This window comes from Actinoplanes sp. NBC_00393 (genome assembly GCF_036053395.1).
Taxonomy (GTDB): Bacteria; Actinomycetota; Actinomycetes; order Mycobacteriales; family Micromonosporaceae; genus Actinoplanes.
Genome location: NZ_CP107942.1, coordinates 9,222,360 through 9,239,057 on the forward strand (window position 1 = coordinate 9,222,360; position 16,698 = coordinate 9,239,057).

General features: G+C 68.1%; 14 protein-coding genes. 10 read left to right on the plus strand and 4 right to left on the minus strand.

Going from position 1 to position 16,698, the window contains the following annotated elements:
• Positions 1-70: 70 nt before the first annotated feature.
• From OHA21_RS42765 to OHA21_RS42790, 6 genes are all read left to right on the plus strand, one after another.
• Positions 71-1,708 carry a peptide ABC transporter substrate-binding protein gene (locus tag OHA21_RS42765; protein ID WP_328465130.1) on the plus strand — a complete coding sequence of 546 codons (1,638 nt, stop codon included), beginning with the start codon at positions 71-73 and terminating at the stop codon, positions 1,706-1,708.
• A 129-nt stretch (positions 1,709-1,837) separates the two neighbouring features.
• Positions 1,838-2,764 (plus strand): ABC transporter permease, encoded by a 927-nt coding sequence (locus tag OHA21_RS42770; RefSeq protein WP_328465132.1) that lies wholly within the window; start codon positions 1,838-1,840, stop codon positions 2,762-2,764.
• Positions 2,757-3,698: an ABC transporter permease gene (locus OHA21_RS42775; protein WP_328465134.1), complete on the plus strand. Its 942-nt coding sequence runs from the start codon at positions 2,757-2,759 to the stop codon at positions 3,696-3,698. Before OHA21_RS42770 ends, OHA21_RS42775 begins: the two co-directional genes overlap by 8 nt.
• Before the next feature lie 25 nt (positions 3,699-3,723).
• Positions 3,724-4,734: an ABC transporter ATP-binding protein gene (locus OHA21_RS42780; RefSeq protein ID WP_328465136.1), complete on the plus strand. Its 1,011-nt coding sequence runs from the start codon at positions 3,724-3,726 to the stop codon at positions 4,732-4,734.
• Entirely contained in the window at positions 4,727-5,734 is a 1,008-nt protein-coding gene (locus tag OHA21_RS42785; RefSeq protein ID WP_328465138.1) for an ABC transporter ATP-binding protein, read from the plus strand. The genes OHA21_RS42780 and OHA21_RS42785 overlap by 8 nt, the downstream gene beginning before the upstream one ends.
• A 256-nt stretch (positions 5,735-5,990) precedes the next feature.
• Positions 5,991-6,383 (plus strand): hypothetical protein, encoded by a 393-nt coding sequence (locus OHA21_RS42790; protein WP_328465140.1) that lies wholly within the window; start codon positions 5,991-5,993, stop codon positions 6,381-6,383.
• Between the two features lie 78 nt (positions 6,384-6,461).
• Here OHA21_RS42790 and OHA21_RS42795 read toward each other — a convergent pair whose 3' ends face one another.
• Positions 6,462-6,752, minus strand: coding sequence for a chorismate mutase (locus OHA21_RS42795; RefSeq protein WP_328465142.1), 291 nt, complete (start codon positions 6,750-6,752; stop codon positions 6,462-6,464).
• A 225-nt stretch (positions 6,753-6,977) separates the two neighbouring features.
• Positions 6,978-8,819: a bifunctional metallophosphatase/5'-nucleotidase gene (locus OHA21_RS42800; protein ID WP_328465144.1), complete on the minus strand. Its 1,842-nt coding sequence runs from the start codon at positions 8,817-8,819 to the stop codon at positions 6,978-6,980.
• Positions 8,820-8,905: 86 nt separating this feature from the next.
• Between OHA21_RS42800 and pcrA the strand changes: the two genes are divergently transcribed.
• Positions 8,906-11,317: a DNA helicase PcrA gene (gene pcrA, locus OHA21_RS42805; protein WP_328465146.1), complete on the plus strand. Its 2,412-nt coding sequence runs from the start codon at positions 8,906-8,908 to the stop codon at positions 11,315-11,317.
• A gap of 96 nt (positions 11,318-11,413) precedes the next feature.
• Here pcrA and OHA21_RS42810 read toward each other — a convergent pair whose 3' ends face one another.
• The gene (locus tag OHA21_RS42810; RefSeq protein WP_328465148.1) at positions 11,414-12,355 is read right to left on the minus strand and encodes a M23 family metallopeptidase; all 942 of its coding nucleotides are present in this window, start codon (positions 12,353-12,355) and stop codon (positions 11,414-11,416) included.
• 138 nt (positions 12,356-12,493) lie between these two features.
• Positions 12,494-13,234, minus strand: coding sequence for a M23 family metallopeptidase (locus OHA21_RS42815; protein ID WP_328465150.1), 741 nt, complete (start codon positions 13,232-13,234; stop codon positions 12,494-12,496).
• A gap of 414 nt (positions 13,235-13,648) precedes the next feature.
• Here OHA21_RS42815 and OHA21_RS42820 point away from each other — a divergent pair, with 414 nt between their 5' ends.
• From OHA21_RS42820 to sucD, 3 genes are all read left to right on the plus strand, one after another.
• Positions 13,649-14,053 carry a cobalamin B12-binding domain-containing protein gene (locus tag OHA21_RS42820; protein ID WP_328465152.1) on the plus strand — a complete coding sequence of 135 codons (405 nt, stop codon included), beginning with the start codon at positions 13,649-13,651 and terminating at the stop codon, positions 14,051-14,053.
• A gap of 561 nt (positions 14,054-14,614) precedes the next feature.
• Positions 14,615-15,793, plus strand: coding sequence for an ADP-forming succinate--CoA ligase subunit beta (sucC, locus tag OHA21_RS42825; RefSeq protein ID WP_328465153.1), 1,179 nt, complete (start codon positions 14,615-14,617; stop codon positions 15,791-15,793).
• 4 nt (positions 15,794-15,797) lie between these two features.
• Positions 15,798-16,682 carry a succinate--CoA ligase subunit alpha gene (gene sucD, locus OHA21_RS42830; protein ID WP_328465154.1) on the plus strand — a complete coding sequence of 295 codons (885 nt, stop codon included), beginning with the start codon at positions 15,798-15,800 and terminating at the stop codon, positions 16,680-16,682.
• The last annotated feature ends 16 nt before the right edge of the window (positions 16,683-16,698 follow it).

Genomic DNA, 16,698 nt, shown 5'->3' on the forward strand with positions numbered 1-16,698 from the left:
CCGTGCCCCTGTGTCACAGTGGCAGCTACTCACACAACCCCTCGTGAGCGCCCCTGAAGGAGGCACTCCCATGCCTGGGAAAAGCCCATGGAAGATGGCGGTCGGTGCGACCGCCATCGCCTTGTTGGCCGCCGGTTGCGGTGGCGGCGGGTCCGATGACTCGGCCGCTACTTCCAATACGATTTCGGTCGGTATCGGCGAACCGCAGCACCTGATCCCGTCGAACACGACGGAGTCGAACGGTGCGGAGGTTCTTTCGTCGCTGTTCTACCCGCTCGTCGACTTCGACGCGGAGAACAAGCCGGTCGAGGTCGCCGCGGAGTCGATCACCGCCGACCCGACCAACACCACCTGGACCGTGAAGCTCAAGCCGGGCTTCACCTTCCACAACGGCGAGGCTGTCGTCGCGCAGAACTACGTCGACGCCTGGAACTACGGCGCCTACGGGCCCAACGGCCAGGGCGGTTCGTACTTCTTCACGAGGATCGACGGCTTCGACGCGATGCAGTCGACCGACCCGGACGGCGAGGAGGGCCCGAAGAAGGCGCCCGAGCCCGCGGCCAAGAAGCTGACCGGTCTGACGGTGGTCGACGACACCACCTTCACCGTCAAGCTCTCGGCGCCGTTCGCCGGCTTCAAGTCGCTGCTCGGCTACACCGTCTTCTACCCGCTGCCGAAGGCCGCGTTCTCGGGTGACGGCGTTCTCGCCGAGGGCTTCGAAGACGCCATCATCGGCAACGGCCCCTTCAAGATGAAGGGCAAGTGGGAGCACGACTCGCAGATCGTCGTGGAGAAGGTCGCGGACTTCAAGGGCCAGGTGCCGAAGGTCGACGGCATCACCTGGAAGATCTACCAGGAGGACACCGCCCAGTACGCGGACCTCGTGGCGGGCAACCTCGACGTGCAGACCCAGATCCCGATCGAGAGCCTCGCGAAGGCTTCCGCCGACCTGGGCGACCGCTTCAAGAAGAGCCCGAACTCGGTCTTCCAGTTCGTCGGTTTCCCGACGTTCCAGAAGGAGTTCTCGAACGTCGACGTGCGCCGCGCGATCTCGATGGCGATCAACCGCCAGGAGATCACCGACCAGGTCTTCCTGGGCTCGCAGACCCCGGCGACCTCGTTCGTCTCCCCGGTCGTCGCGGGCTACCGCCCGAACACCTGTGGCGCGAACTGTGAGTACAACCCGACCGAGGCCAAGACGCTCTACACGAACGCCAAGGGCCCGTCGGAGATCAAGATCACGTACAACGTCGACGGTGGCCACAAGGCCTGGGTCGACGCCACGTGCAACCAGATCAAGGCCTCGCTGGGCGTCAACTGCACCGGCCAGGGTGAGCCGAAGTTCGCCGACCTGCTGACCAAGGTCGAGAAGAAGCAGCCGGTCGGCCTGATCCGCCTCGGCTGGATCATGGACTACCCGCTGATGGAGAACTACCTCGGCCCGCTGTACGGCACCGGTGGTTCGTCGAACTACTACGGTTACAGCAACCCGACGTTCGACAACCTGGTGAAGGCCGGCTCCGAGGCGGCGACTCCGGAGGAGTCGATCGCCAAGTGGCAGGAGGCCGAGGATATCCTCGCCAAGGAGATGCCGGTCATCCCGCTGCGCGTCGGCCAGAACGTCTTCGGCTACTCGGAGAAGGTCACCAACGTTGAGGTGGACCTCTTCCAGAAGATCAACATCTACAAGGTCGAAGTAGTCAGCTGATACATCCGCTTGAACGGTGGTGGCGTCACGGGTTTTGTGCGACCGTGGCGCCACCGCTTTGTTGATCCCACCCTAATCGTCGCCGTGCTCACGAGGCCGGCGCTCTTCCGCGGAAGAGGCTAAACCCGAATGTTCCGCTACATCGTGCGGCGCTTACTACAAATGGTGCTCACCTTCTTCGGTGCCACCTTCGTAGTCTTCGCGCTGATGTTCGCCAACCAGGACGACCCCCTCCAGGCGTTGGCGGGCGAACGACCCATCTCCGAGAGTCAGCGCATCGCGCTGACCGAGCGTTACCACCTGGACGAGCCCTTCCTGGTCCAGTACTGGTACTACATGAAGGGCCTGCTGACCGGCGACTTCGGTCAGTCACTCACCGGGCGCCAGATCGGCGACATGCTCGAGCAGGCCTGGCCGGTCACCTTCCGGCTCGCCGTTCTCGCCGCCGTGATCGCCGCCGTCTTCGCGATCGTTGCCGGTGTCATCTCGGCCATCCGCCGCGGTGGCGCCTTCGACAACGTCACTCTGGTCTTCACGCTGGTGCTGCTGTCGATGCCGATCGTGGTCATCGCGCCGCTCGCCCAGCTGCTCTTCGGTATCCAGCTCGGCTGGTTCCCGCCGACCTCCGGCGCTGATCCCGGCCTCTGGCAACTCCTGCTACCGGCGCTCGTGCTGGCGAGTTCGGTTTTCGCCACACAGCTACGAGTCACCCGGACCTCGGTCGCCGAGAACCTGCGAGCCGACTACGTGCGTACCGCCAAGGCCAAGGGTCTGGCCTTCAAGCGGGTCATCTCCGTGCACGTGCTGCGTAACTCGCTGATCCCGGTGATCACCCTGATCGGTGTCGACCTGGGCAACCTGATGGCCGGCGCGATCGTGACCGAGGGTGTGTTCAACATCCCCGGTGTGGGCTTCAACCTTGCGCGTGGCATCCGGACCGAGGACGGTCCGCTGGTGGTCGGTTTCGTGAGCGCCCTTGTGATCATCTTCTTGATCGTGAACCTGCTCGTCGACCTCCTGTACGCCGCTCTCGACCCCAGGATCCGCTATGAGTGACTTGAACTCGGTTACCGCAGCCGAAGCCCCGACCGGCCTGGCGGATCAGCCCCGGCCACGGCGCGGCAGGCAGGACAAGCCGCGCAGCCTGGCCAGCGACGCCTGGGCGGACCTGCGCAGGAGCAAGATCTTCTGGGTGGCCATCGTCCTGGTGTTCATCGTTCTGCTGATGGCGGCGTTCCCGTCGCTGTTCACCTCGGCGGACCCGGAGGACTGTGCGCTCAGCCGGAAGTTCGCCGGCCCGAGCGGCAGCGCCATCTTCGGGTTCGACTTCCAGGGCTGCGACGTCTACGCGCGGACCGTCTACGGTGCTCGGAACTCGATCATCGTCGGCATCGTGTCGACCTTCATCGCCGGTGTGATCGGCATGACCGTCGGTCTCTCCGCCGGTTTCTTCGGCGGCTGGGCCGACGCGGTGCTGTCCCGCTTCATCGACATCATGCTGGCCATCCCGTTCCTGCTCGCCGGCATCGTGCTGTCCTCGCGGCTCTCCTCGGACCCGAACGACGACGGCCTGATCGCGGTGATCCTGACCCTGGGCCTGCTGACCTGGACCACCGGAGCCCGTGTCATGCGGTCCGCGGTGATCTCGGCGAAGAACCAGGACTACGTCGCCGCGGGCCGCATGCTCGGCGCCGGTTCCGGACGTCTCATGTTGCGGCATATCCTGCCGAACTCGATCGCTGCCTTCATCGTCGTGCTGACCATCCTGCTGGGCGTCAACATCGGCGTCGAGGCGACCTTGTCGTTCCTCGGTGTCGGGCTCAAGGGCGATGCCATCAGCTGGGGTATCGCGATCTCCGAGGCCACCGGCACGGCCCGGGTGGCGGCGGCGCCGCTGGTCTGGCCCGCGACGTTCCTCGGCCTGACGGTGCTGGCCTTCATCATGTTGGGCGACGCCATCCGCGACGCCTTCGACCCGAAGTTGCGGTGACCCTGTGACTGATATCAAGGCGCAAATGGACGCCATACCCGGCGTCGATCCGCGCGCACCTCTGCTCGAGGTCAACGACCTGCACGTCGAGTTCCGCACGCAGTACGGCGTCGCCAAGGCCGTCAACGGTGCGAACTTCTGGCTCGCCCCGGGCGAGACCCTCGCCATCCTGGGCGAGTCGGGCTGTGGCAAGTCGGTGACCGCCCAGGCGATCATGGGCATCCTGGACAGCCCTCCCGGGTTCATCACGAAGGGCGAGGTCCGCTACCGCGGGGTCGACCTGCTCACCCTGCCGGAGGAGCAGCGCCGCAAGGTGCGCGCCAACCGGATCGCGATGATCTTCCAGGACGCGCTCTCCGCGCTGAACCCGGTCTACACGGTCGGGTTCCAGCTCGGCGAGGTGTTCCGGGTGCACCGCGGGATGTCCCGGTCGGACGCCCGCAAGCGGGCCATCGAGCTGCTCGAGCAGGTCAAGATCCCGGCCGCCAAGTCCCGGGCGAACGACTTCCCGCACCAGTTCTCCGGCGGTATGCGCCAGCGCGTCATGATCGCCATGGCGCTCGCGCTCGACCCGGAGGTGCTGATCGCCGACGAGCCGACCACGGCGCTCGACGTCACCGTGCAGGCGCAGATCATGGGCCTGCTCGCGGAGCTTCAGCAGCAGCGCAACATGGGCCTCATCCTGATCACGCACGACATGGGCGTGGTCGCGGACGTCGCCGACCGGATCTCCGTGATGTACGCGGGCAAGGTCGTCGAGGAGGCCGGTGTCTACGACATCTACTCGCGGCCGGCTCACCCGTACACCCGGGCGCTGCTCGAGTCGATCCCGCGGCTCGACATGAAGGGCCAGCAGCTCAACGTCATTCGCGGCCTGCCGCCGGCGCTGACCGACATCCCGAAGGGATGCGCGTTCAACCCGCGCTGCCGGTACGCGAAGGATCCGTGCCGCCAGGACCCGGCGCCGCCGGCGTACGCCGTGGCGCCGCACCGTACTTCCCGTTGCCACTTCTTCCGGGAGGTTCTCGGTGAGTGACGTCGTCCTGGAGACCAAGGGTCTCGTCAAGCACTTCCCGATCACCCAGGGCATCGTCTTCAAGACGAAGGTCGGTGCGGTCCAGGCGGTCGACGGCGTCGACATCCAGCTGCGCCGTGGTGAGACGCTCGGCGTGGTCGGCGAGTCCGGCTGCGGCAAGTCCACGCTGGCGAAACTGCTGGTCGGCCTGGAGAAGCCGACCGCTGGCTCGATCATGGTGCGTGGGCAGGACATGGTCCGGCTCAAGGGCAACGAACTGCGCAAGGCCCGCCGCAACATCCAGATGGTGCTGCAGGACCCGTACACCTCGCTCAACCCCCGGATGACGGTCGGCGACATCATCGGCGAGCCGTTCGAGATCCACCCGGAGGTGGTCCCGCGCAAGGGCCGCGAGCGTGCGGTGCAGGACCTGCTGGACACGGTCGGCCTCAACCCCGACCACATCAACCGCTACCCGCACCAGTTCTCCGGCGGTCAGCGCCAGCGCATCGGCATCGCCCGGGCCCTGGCGCTCAAGCCGGAGATCATCGTCTGCGACGAGCCGGTGTCCGCGCTCGACGTGTCGATCCAGGCGCAGGTCATCAACCTGCTGGAGCGGCTGCAGGACGAGTTCGGGCTGTCGTACATCTTCATCGCGCACGACCTGTCGGTGGTTCGGCACATCGCCGACCGGGTGGCCGTGATGTACCTCGGCCGGATCGTCGAGCAGGGGTACGAGACCGAGATCTACGACCAGCCGACACACCCGTACACCCAGGCTCTGTTGTCGGCCGTGCCGGTGCCGGACCCGCGCCTGCGAGGAAACCGCGACCAGATCGTGTTGGAGGGTGACGTGCCGTCGCCGGCCAACCCGCCGTCGGGTTGCCGCTTCCGGACCCGGTGCTGGAAGGCGCAGAGCATCTGCGCCGAGCAGGACCCGGTACTGCAGATCCGGGAGCGTTCGCCGCACCCGAGCGCGTGTCACTTCGCGGAGATCCGCGACGTGGTGCACGGGCGCTGACATACCGCGAAAGGGCCGGGAGATCGCTGATCTCCCGGCCCTTTCGCATGGGCAGGATGCGCCGCATCCTGCCCAACGACGTGCCGAATTGGCCGGGTGTCGGTGGGACGGCCGAAATGGATCATTCGAGGCCGGATTCGGCCACTAGATCATCAGCATCTGACCGAAAGTATGTGTATGGGTACTTAGAGTTATTTGTCCGATCTGTCATCGTCTTAACCACGGAGGGAACAACAACCCGAGGAAGGGAAAGACGATGAACAAGGTGATGCGGACACTGACCATGGCGGGCCTGGGGCTGCTGGCCGGGGCGTCGATCGGAGCGCCGGCGCTGGCGGCCGAGAGCAGCGCGACGACCGCGCAGAAGCCGTCGAAGACCTCGGTGAAGCAGGACTTCGGCCGGGAGCGGATCGCCGGCTTCTACCGGACCTACCGGGCCTGCGAGCGGGCCGGCCGGATCGGCGACTTCGTCGGCAAGTGGGACCGTTACGACTGCGACCCGGTGCGCTTCGGCTTCCGCCGCGGCATGGTCGTCCTCAAGGTCGAGCGCGACCGCTTCCGCCACTTCGGCGGCCACGACCGGCACGACTTCCGTGGCCACGACAAGCACCGCTTCGGTCACCGCGACGGTTTCGGTGGCAAGCGCTGACCGCCTGCTGCTGAACTGAATTTCTGTGCGCCTCGCCGGGCCCGTCATCGGGCCCGGCAGCGCTGTTTCCAGGCCTGATCAGAGGGGGCCGCGGCCGGAGCGGAGCAGCAGCAGGGCGACCTGCGTGCCGTCCGGGCCCAGCGCGTTGCGGAAACGCTCGACGATCTCCCGCTCCCGGGCCAGCACGAGGCGGGTGCCGCCGCTGGCCATCCGGGTCTTACCGACCTCCTGGGAGAGACTGGCACGTTCCAGCCAGAGGTCGATGATGGCCTGATCGATCTCGTTGATCCGGTCGCGCATCTCCCGGATCTTCTCGGCGGCCGGCTCCTGGCCCGCGCCGGTTGCCTGGTCCATCACGTCGGCGGTCATGTCCTGCTCCTCGGGTGCTGGCGCCCCGGTCGACGACCCGGCCCGGGCAGCATCAAGCCCCGGGCGGGGAAGCCCGGGGCTTGATGTAGGTCTGTCGTTCAGGAGCGACCTACGGCTGCCGGGCCTCCGGTGCCGTAGTAAAAAAATCGCGCCTGCTGGATCACGAGCCGAGTATGCCCCCGCCCCGGACGGTCCCGCAAGGAAACCGCCCGAAGCGTGGGATGTTTACGGCGTTGTGGTGATCCGGTTGGCCGGGCCGGGTGCGATCGGGCCGGTGCCGAGGTACGCCACCAGCGCGTCCACGTCGAAGCCGGGTGCGGTGACCCGCCCGCTGCCCAGGGTCAGGTTGCTGAAGCCGTCGCCGCCGTTGGCCAGGAAGTCGTTCGTCGTCACCAGGTAGTTGGCGGCCGGGTCGATCGGTGTGCCGTTCAGCGCGAGGTTCGTGACCTTCGAGCCGGGTGCGGCCGAGGCCGACCAGGTGTACGTCAGACCCGCCGACACCTGCAGGATGCGCTGGGTGGTCTGCCCGGCGAAGCCGACGAACTGCTGCTCCAGCACGTTCTTGAGCTGCGCTCCGGTGAACGTCTGGGTGACCACCAGGTTGTTGAACGGCTGGACGGTGAACGCCTCGCCGTACGTCACCTGGCCGAACGCCTCGCCGCCGGAGGACTGGTCGGCGTCCAGGTCGGCGCGGATGCCACCCGGGTTCATCAGGGCGATCTGCGCGCCGGCACCCTGCGTGTACGCCAACTGCGCGTCGGCGATCACGTCACCGAGCGGGCTCTCCCCGGCCGGATTGGCGGTCCGGACGATGTCGGCGGTGATGCTGCCGACGATCCGGTTGGCGATCGGGGCGACCGCGGTGCGGTACTTGTCCGCCACCTTCTTCGCCGCCGGATCGACGGTGTCCGGATTCTTCAGGTACGCCCCACCGGCGTCCTTCAGCCAGCCGCCGTTGCCGTCCGGCACGCCGTTCTCCACGATCACGTTCTTCGCGGTGATCGCGGTGAACCGGCCGGTCCGCTTGTCGAGCGTGTAGTCGATGTCGGTGACCAGCTGACCGTTGCTGCCGGCGCTGGTGACGACCGTGTCGGCGCCCTTGCTGTTCGGCAGCTTGCACGAGTAGAAGCGGTGGGTGTGTCCGGAGATCACGATGCTGATCGACGGGTTGAGGCCGGCGACGATCGGCACCACCGGACCGGTGAAGTCAGTACAGTCCGACACGCCGGGAGTGGGCGTGGCCGAGCCCTGCGAGCCGCCCTCGTGCAGCAGCAGGACCTGCGCCTTGACCCCGAAGAGGGTGAGCAGGTTGCTCCACTTGTTGGCGGTCACGATCTCGTCGGTGAAGTGCACGTTCTTGATGCCGGCCGGGTTGACGATGCTCGGGGTGCCCTCGAGCGTCATGCCGATGAAACCGACCGGGACGCCGCCGACGTACCTGATGTCGATCGGCGGCAGGATCGGCAGTCCGGTCCGGTTGTCGATCGTGTTCGCCGCGAGGTAGGTGAACTTGGCCCCGCGGAAGCCGTCGCCGTCCTGGCAGCCGTCCGTCGGGTGGCAGCCGCCGCGCTGGATGCGGATCAGCTCCGCCACACCCTCGTCGAACTCGTGGTTGCCCACCGAGCTGACCTGCAGCCCGATCGTGTTCATCAACTCGATCGTCGGCTCGTCGTGGAACGCCGCGCTGACCAGCGGCGTCGCGCCGATCAGGTCGCCGGCGCCGGCCGTGATCGTCTGGCGGCCCTCGGCCTTGGCCTCGGCCCGCAAGTTCTTGAGATATGTCGCCAGGTACTCCACGCCGCCGGCCGGGGTACTCGTCCCGCTGGCGTTGATCACCGCACCGCTGCCGGTGGGTGGGTCGATCGCACCGTGGAAGTCGTTGTAACTGAGGAACTGGCCCTGGACGGTGGCGCCTTTCGGCGCGCCGTAGGAAGCCGACACCGGATTGAACTCCGGCGGGGGTGCGGCCGCTGCGGTCTGCGTGGTCGGGATCGCCGCCACGACTCCGGTCGCTGCCAGGAGCGCGGCAGTCAGAACGGCCCGGCCCCGGCGCTGGAGAAGAGACATGGTGAACAATGTATCGCCGGGCGCCGATGGGTGGGCCCATCTGCAGCGAATTTGTGTCGGGGGGTCGGCATACACTGGCTCCCGCGATGCGACCTTCCTCAGAACCTTCCGAAACCCTGTTCTCCCTGCCCGCTGTGCGGGCACCGGAGCAGCCCCGGCCCGCCGCCCGGCCGGCGCCCCGGCGGCTGGATCCCGAGGCGCTGCTGACCGGCCTGAACGGCCCGCAGCGGGATGCGGTGACGCACTCCGGTTCTCCGCTGCTCATCGTGGCCGGCGCCGGGTCGGGCAAGACCCGGGTGCTGACGCATCGGATCGCCTATCTGCTGGCCGAGCGGGATGTGCACCCGGGCCAGATCATCGCGATCACCTTCACCAACAAGGCCGCCGGTGAGATGAAGGAGCGGGTCGCCCAGCTGGTCGGGCCGCGGGCCCGGCTGATGTGGGTGTCGACCTTCCACTCCGCCTGCGTGCGGATCCTGCGGGCCGAGCACGAGCACGCCGGGCTGAAGAGCACGTTCTCGATCTACGACGCCGACGACTCGCGCCGCCTGATGCAGATGGTCGCCCGCGAGCTCGACCTCGACCCGAAGAGATACACGGCTCGAGGCCTGGCCGCCCAGGTGTCGAACCTGAAGAACGAGCTGGTCGAGCCGGAGGATTTCAAGGCGAAGGCGAAGGGGCCGAACGAGCGGGCCGTCGCCGAGGCGTACGAGTTGTATCAGCGGCGGCTGCGCGAGGCGCACGCGCTGGACTTCGACGACATCATCATGGCCACCGTGCACCTGCTCCAGTCGCACCCGCACGTGGCGGAGGTGTACCGCAAGCGCTTCCGGCACGTGCTGGTCGACGAGTACCAGGACACCAACCACGCGCAGTACACCCTGGTTCGCGAGCTGGTCGGCACGGAGGACCCGGCGGAGCTGTGCGTCGTCGGCGACGCCGACCAGTCGATCTACGCGTTCCGGGGCGCGACGATCCGGAACATCCTGGAGTTCGAGCGCGACTACCCCGACGCGCGGACCATCCTGCTGGAGCAGAATTACCGGTCCACCCAGACCATCCTCTCCGCGGCGAACGCGGTCATCGACCGCAACCTCTCCCGCAAGCCGAAACGGCTCTGGAGCGATCAGGGTGCCGGCGAGCAGATCGTGGGGTATGTGGCGGACACCGAGCACGCCGAGGCGGACTGGGTGGCGCGGGAGATCGACCGGCTCACCGACAACCACGACGTTCGGCCCGGTGACGTGGCGGTCTTCTACCGGACCAACGCCCAGTCCCGGGTGTTCGAGGAGGTGTTCATCCGCGTCGGCCTGCCGTACAAGGTGGTCGGCGGGGTGCGCTTCTACGAGCGCAAGGAGGTGCGTGACGCGCTCGGCTACCTGCGCGCGGTGGTTAACGACGACGACACCGTGAGCATCCGCCGTGTGCTGAACACACCACGCCGCGGCATCGGCGACCGGGCCGAGGCCTGCGTGGAAGCGCTGTCGTCGCGTGAGCGGATCTCGTTCGGTCAGGCGCTGCGCCGGGCCAAGGAGGCGCCGGGCATCTCGACCCGCTCGGCCAACAGCATCGCCGACTTCGTGCAACTCCTCGACGACGTGCGCGAGCTCGCCAGGACGGCGCCGCCGGAGGAGGTGCTGGAGGCGGTCCTCCAGCGGTCCGGGCTGCTCAGTGAGCTGGAGGAGAGCCTCGACCCGCAGGATCAGGGCCGGGTGGAGAACCTGCAGGAGCTGGTGAGCGTCGCCCGGGAGTACACGGAGCGGGTCGAGGCCCAGGCTGAGGAGGGTGCGGAGCAGGCGGCCACGCTGGCCGGGTTCCTCGAGCAGGTGGCCCTCGTGGCCGATGCTGATCAGATTCCCAGCGACGATCCGGACCATCAGGGTGTGGTCACGCTGATGACGCTGCACACGGCGAAAGGCCTGGAATTCCCGGTGGTCTTCCTGACCGGGCTGGAGGACGGCGTCTTTCCGCACATGCGGGCGCTCGGCGACAACACCGAGCTGGAGGAGGAGCGCCGGCTGGCGTACGTGGGGATCACCCGCGCCCGGCAGCGGCTTTACCTGTCCCGGGCGGTCACCCGGTCGGCGTGGGGGCAGCCGCAGTACAACCCGCCGTCCCGGTTCACCGACGAGTTGCCGGCCGAGCTGGTGCGCTGGGAGCGGACGGGGGGGTCGTACACGTCCTGGTCCGGCACCGGCGGCGGAGTGGGCGGCCGCGGCGGGGGAGACCGCCAGCGTGGCGGCGGCTTCGCGGGGGGTACGCCCAAGGCGCAGCGGATCGCCGAGCGGCTGGGTATCGACGGCAGCAAGCTGTCCACCGCCAGTGAGCTGAAGCAGGGCCCGAAGGTGGATCCCGGTGACCGGGTCAACCACCAGCGGTACGGGCTGGGCCGGGTGCTGGCCGTGGAAGGGCACGGGCCGGGCACCCGGGCCCAGATCGACTTCGGTGACCAGGTGATGTGGCTGGTGCTGCGGCACGCACCGATCGAGAAGATCTGATCCCCGCGGCGCTGCTCGGCAGCGCCGCGGGCAGGCTCCGGACGCTGCCGGGGCGCGCGGGCAGGCTCCGGACGCTGCCGGGGCGCGCGGGCCGGCTCAGGCGCAGCCGGGGATCTCGACGCCGTGGTCGCGCATCCACGCGGTGGGCTCGAGGGGGTTCTGGAAGTGGCCGCGGTGGACCTCGAAGTGCAGGTGAGGGCCGGTCGAGTGGCCGGTTGAGCCCTCCTCGCCGATCTGCTCGCCGGCGCGCACGGTCTGGCCGACCGTGACCTGGATCGCGGAGAGGTGCCCGTAATGGGTGAGGTAGCCGTTGCCGTGGTCGATCAGGATCGCGTTGCCGTAGCCGCCGTTCGGTCCGGCTGAGACCACGCGACCGGCGCCGGCCGCGACGATCGGGCTGCCGTGCGGGGCGGCCAGGTCGACACCGGCGTGCAGGCGGCCCCAGCGCTGGCCGAAGCAGGAGGTCACGTCGGCTTTCGAGAGCGGGTGCACCCACTTCGCGTTGGTGCGGGGTTGCGCCTTCTGCTGGATCGTGACCGGGGCCGGGCGCTCCTTGCGCTGAGCTGCCGACGCGGACGCCGCGAACCCGGACGCCGTGGACCCGGATGCCGCAAGCGCGGACGCCGCAAAGCCTGAGGTCGTGGAGCCGGATGTCGTGGAGCCGGATGTCGTGGAGCCGGATGTCGTGGAGCCGGGCTTCGTGGTGGGGACGGTCGGGCCGGCTGGGTCGGCCGTACCCGTGCGGAATGCCTTGGCCGGGGCCTCGTCGCCGGCCGGCGGCACGATGGGGAGCGCGGCCGTCGGGTGCGCGGCCGTGATGTGGCCGCCGGGGGCGGAACCGGCGCCGCCGATGGGGGCCGCGGTGGCGGAGACGCTGGCTGCGCCGATGCCGGCCGCAAGTGTTGCGCTCAGCGCGGTGACCGAGAGGGCCGAGCGGCTACGGGTGGCGAAGAGTTCCGGGAACGCGGGTGCACGGTGGCGGTGCAGCAGCTCCTGACGGTGCTTGCCGCCTCGGCCTGAATGCGAATGCTGCCCCACGCGAAGTGCCCTCCCCGACTGACGTGACGTTTGCTGTCACGTTCCTGTCGGTCCGGGGCACCGGGTCACTGACCGGAAGGAGCGGGGTTCTACCAATATGCAACCGAGGTGTTTGACCCCGGTGAGGTGGGGAAGAGATCAGGAAGCGGCTTCGGCGGCGGCCATGCCGGCGTACACCGATTCGATCTTGAGCTTGATGTCGACGCCCTGATCCTGGAAGAAGACGATCGGGTCGACCGGGGTGCCCTTCACGTGCACTTCGAGGTGCAGGTGAGTCCCGTACGAATAACCGGTGTTGCCGACCTCGCCGATCACCTGGCCGGCCTTGACCGCGTCGCCCGCCTTGACCAGCAGCCGCCGCGAGTGGGCGTAGATGACCTCGGTGCCGTCGTCCTGCTGAACCGTGATCGAGTAGCCGTAGCCGCCGTTGTAGCCCGCCTTGGTCACCTTGCCGGCGTGGACTGCCTTGTACGGCGTCCCGTCGGGCGCGGCCAGGTCGATGCCGGCGTGCAGCTTGCCGAACCGGACCCCGTAGGCCGAGGTGAACTCGTAGTCGTCCAGCGGCAGGAGGTAGATGTCGTTGAGCGCTGCCGCGTCGAGCTCGGCGTCCGCTTCCCGGTCGTTGCTCCGGGATGCCCGGTTGCCGTCCTCGGCGCGCTCGTTCAGCGCCTCGGTGGCGACCTGTGAGGTCTTCAGGCTTTCCAGAACGTCGGGGCTGACGGCCTTGGCGTCGGGAAGATTGGAGGCCGCTCCGAGAGCGACGACGCCGGCGCCGACGAATGCTGAGGTGACGACGACCGCGTAGCGGCTGCGGGGAGGGGTGGGGACGCGGCGGCGGCCGCGATAGCGATCGGGCTCAGACGACAAGCGCTGGCGCACGAACAACCCTCCGTCGGTGGCATTGCGGCGGCATCACCACGCTCCGCGTCAGCGGTAAACGGTGGTCGGCCGGGCCGTCGTTGTTGGGGGAACCTGTGCGACAGCCGTGGGCCACGGTAACGAAACGGCAGCCGCGTCACAAGTCGCAGCGCCAATTTCATGACAGTTCCTGGTCAGCATTGATCATCGATTGTCCGAATTGGTTGCCTTTCTCGTGGGGTGAATTGGCAACCCAGTGTGATCGCCTATAAAACGGAAAGTAATGTGACCGGGAGAACTATTCATCCGGTCCACCCAGCTCCGCCCGGTGCTACCCCGGGCCGCTCGCGCGGGTTACCGTTCGTTCAGGTGACCGCGGGGCAGCCCGGACGGTGACGCCCGGCACCGGGGTCAGGAGAGCCCGAAGGGGTCAGCATGCAAGCACGGATCAGGGTCGTCGTCGCCAAGCCCGGGCTGGACGGGCACGACCGCGGTGCCAAGGTGGTGGCGCGGGCACTGCGTGACGCCGGCATGGAAGTCGTCTACACCGGGCTGCACCAGACGCCCGAGCAGATCGTCGAGACCGCCATCCAGGAGGACGCCGGCGCGATCGGCCTCTCGGTGCTCTCCGGGGCGCACATGACGCTCTTTCGGAGAGTGCTGGAGCTGTTGGCGGAACGTGACGCCGACGACATCGTGGTATTCGGTGGCGGCATCATTCCGGAGGACGACATCGCCGAATTGAAATCACTCGGCGTAGCCAACATATTCACTCCGGGTGCGACGACCGCATCCATCGTCGAATGGGTACGCGCCAATGTAGGTGCACCGGTCGCCTGAAATACCCGGGCAAGGGGAGAGGCCGGACGCACCCCTCACACGTCCGGCCTCTCTATGCGCGATGCCCCGCCGCCACCCCTCGACCGACAGGGCATCGGCCGCTTCCTTGCGGTGCGCCGTAGCGCTCCGACACCACACTCAACGACGCCCTTCTGGGCGGGTTACGTGCGGCGGCATGACTGTTTTCCAGGTTTCCGTGGGTCCGTTCACCCGCGCGGCGTCGGCATGTGCGAAACGTGTCCCGCGCATCGAGGGTTGGCTTCGCGCCGATCGGGGACGACGGTGTGCAAGCCGTCTCACCGCGCACTCCGGGCGCAGTGGCCACAAACGGCCCGGACCTGCTATTTCGTCACTCTGGTGTGTGGTCTTGCACACCGTGCACCCGCGCGGTCACGGGGGCCGAAACGGTCGCTAGTCTGCGGATGAGGGACTTTCCGCGTCCTGTGGAAGTCCGGACGATCCTCACGCTGGCGGCGCTGCTGCTGCGACGCGCCGCGCACACAGGTCGGGACGCAATGGTGCGGCTTGCCGGCGCTTGGCGTCGCGAGCGAAAGGAGACACGTGGACCTGTTCGAGTATCAGGGGCGCGACCTGTTCGAACGGCACGGCCTGCCCGTGCTGGGCGGCGGCGTCGCCGAGACCCCGCAGGAGGCCCGGGCGATCGCCGAGCGGCTGGGCGGCAAGGTCGTCGTCAAGGCGCAGGTGAAGGTCGGTGGCCGCGGTAAGGCCGGCGGCGTCAAGCTGGCCGACGGTCCGGATGAGGCGGAGGCCCGCGCCACCGACATCCTGGGCATGGACATCAAGGGCCACACGGTCCACAAGGTGATGCTGGCCGAGACGGCCGACATCAAGGAGGAGTACTACTTCTCCTACCTGCTGGACCGGGCCAACCGTACGTTCCTCTGCATCGCCAGCGTCGCCGGCGGTATGGAGATCGAGACCGTCGCGGAAGAGGACCCGGACCGGGTCGCCAAGGTCGCGATCGACGCCAGCAAGGGTGTCGACGAGGCCAAGGCCCGCGAGATCGTGACCGCCGCGAAGTTCCCGGCCGAGGTCGCCGACCAGGTCGTCGACATCGCGGTCAAGCTGTGGCAGGCGTTCGTCGCCGAGGACGCCACGCTGGTCGAGGTCAACCCGCTCGCCAAGGTGGGCGACGGCCGGGTGCTGGCCCTGGACGCCAAGGTCACGCTGGACGAGAACGCCGGCTTCCGGCACCCCGACCACGAGGCGCTCGAGGACAAGTCCGCGGTCGACCCGCTGGAGCAGGCCGCCAAGGCGAAGAACCTCAACTACGTCAAGCTCGACGGCGAGGTCGGCATCATCGGCAACGGCGCCGGCCTGGTCATGTCGACGCTGGACGTGGTGGCGTACGCGGGTGAGCGGCACGGCAACGTGAAGCCGGCCAACTTCCTCGACATCGGTGGTGGCGCCAGCGCCCAGGTGATGGCGAACGGTCTGGAGATCGTCCTCGGCGACCCGGCCGTCAAGTCCGTGTTCGTCAACGTCTTCGGCGGCATCACCGCCTGTGACGCGGTGGCCAACGGCATCATCCAGGCCCTCGCGCTGCTCGCGGAGCGCGGCGAGCAGGTCACCAAGCCGCTCGTGGTACGCCTCGACGGCAACAACGCCGAGGCCGGCCGTGCCATCCTCGACGGAGCGAACAACCCGCTGGTCGAGCGGGTGGACACGATGGACGGAGCGGCCGAGCGTGCCGCCGAGCTCGCGGCTGCGGGGAAGTGAACTAATGGCGATCTGGCTCACCAAGGACTCCAAGGTCATCGTCCAGGGCATCACCGGTGGTGAGGGCTCCAAGCACACCAAGCGGATGCTCGCCGCGGGCACCCAGGTGGTCGGCGGCGTGAACCCGCGCAAGGCCGGCACCAAGGTGGACTTCGACGGCACCGAGCTGCCCGTCTACGCCACCGTCGCCGAGGCGATCAAGGAGACCGGCGCCGACGTGTCGGTCATCTTCGTCCCGCCGGCGTTCACCAAGGCCGCGGTCGTCGAGGCGATCGACGCCGAGATCCCGCTCGCCGTGGTGATCACCGAGGGCGTGCCGGTGCAGGACTCGGCGGCGTTCTGGGCGTACAACGTGGCCAAGGGCGAGAAGACCCGGATCATCGGGCCGAACTGCCCCGGCATCGCGTCGCCCGGCGCCTCCAACGCCGGCATCATCCCGGCCGACATCACCCCGCAGGGCCGCATCGGCCTGGTCAGCAAGAGCGGCACGCTGACCTACCAGCTCATGTACGAGCTGCGCGAATTCGGCTTCTCCACGGCGGTCGGCATCGGTGGTGACCCGATCATCGGCACCACGCACATCGACGCGCTGAAGGCCTTCCAGGAGGACCCGGAGACCGACGCGATCGTCATGATCGGTGAGATCGGTGGCGACGCTGAGGAGCGGGCCGCCGAGTTCATCAAGGCCAACGTCACCAAGCCGGTCGTCGGCTACATCGCCGGCTTCACCGCCCCGCCCGGAAAGACGATGGGCCACGCCGGCGCCATCATCTCCGGCTCGGCGGGCACCGCGGACGCGAAGAAGGCGGCCCTCGAGGCGGCCGGCGTCAAGGTCGGCAAGACGCCGAGCGAGACCGCGCAGCTCATGCGTGAGGTCATGAGCTCCTGAGTTCTTCACCGCGCAG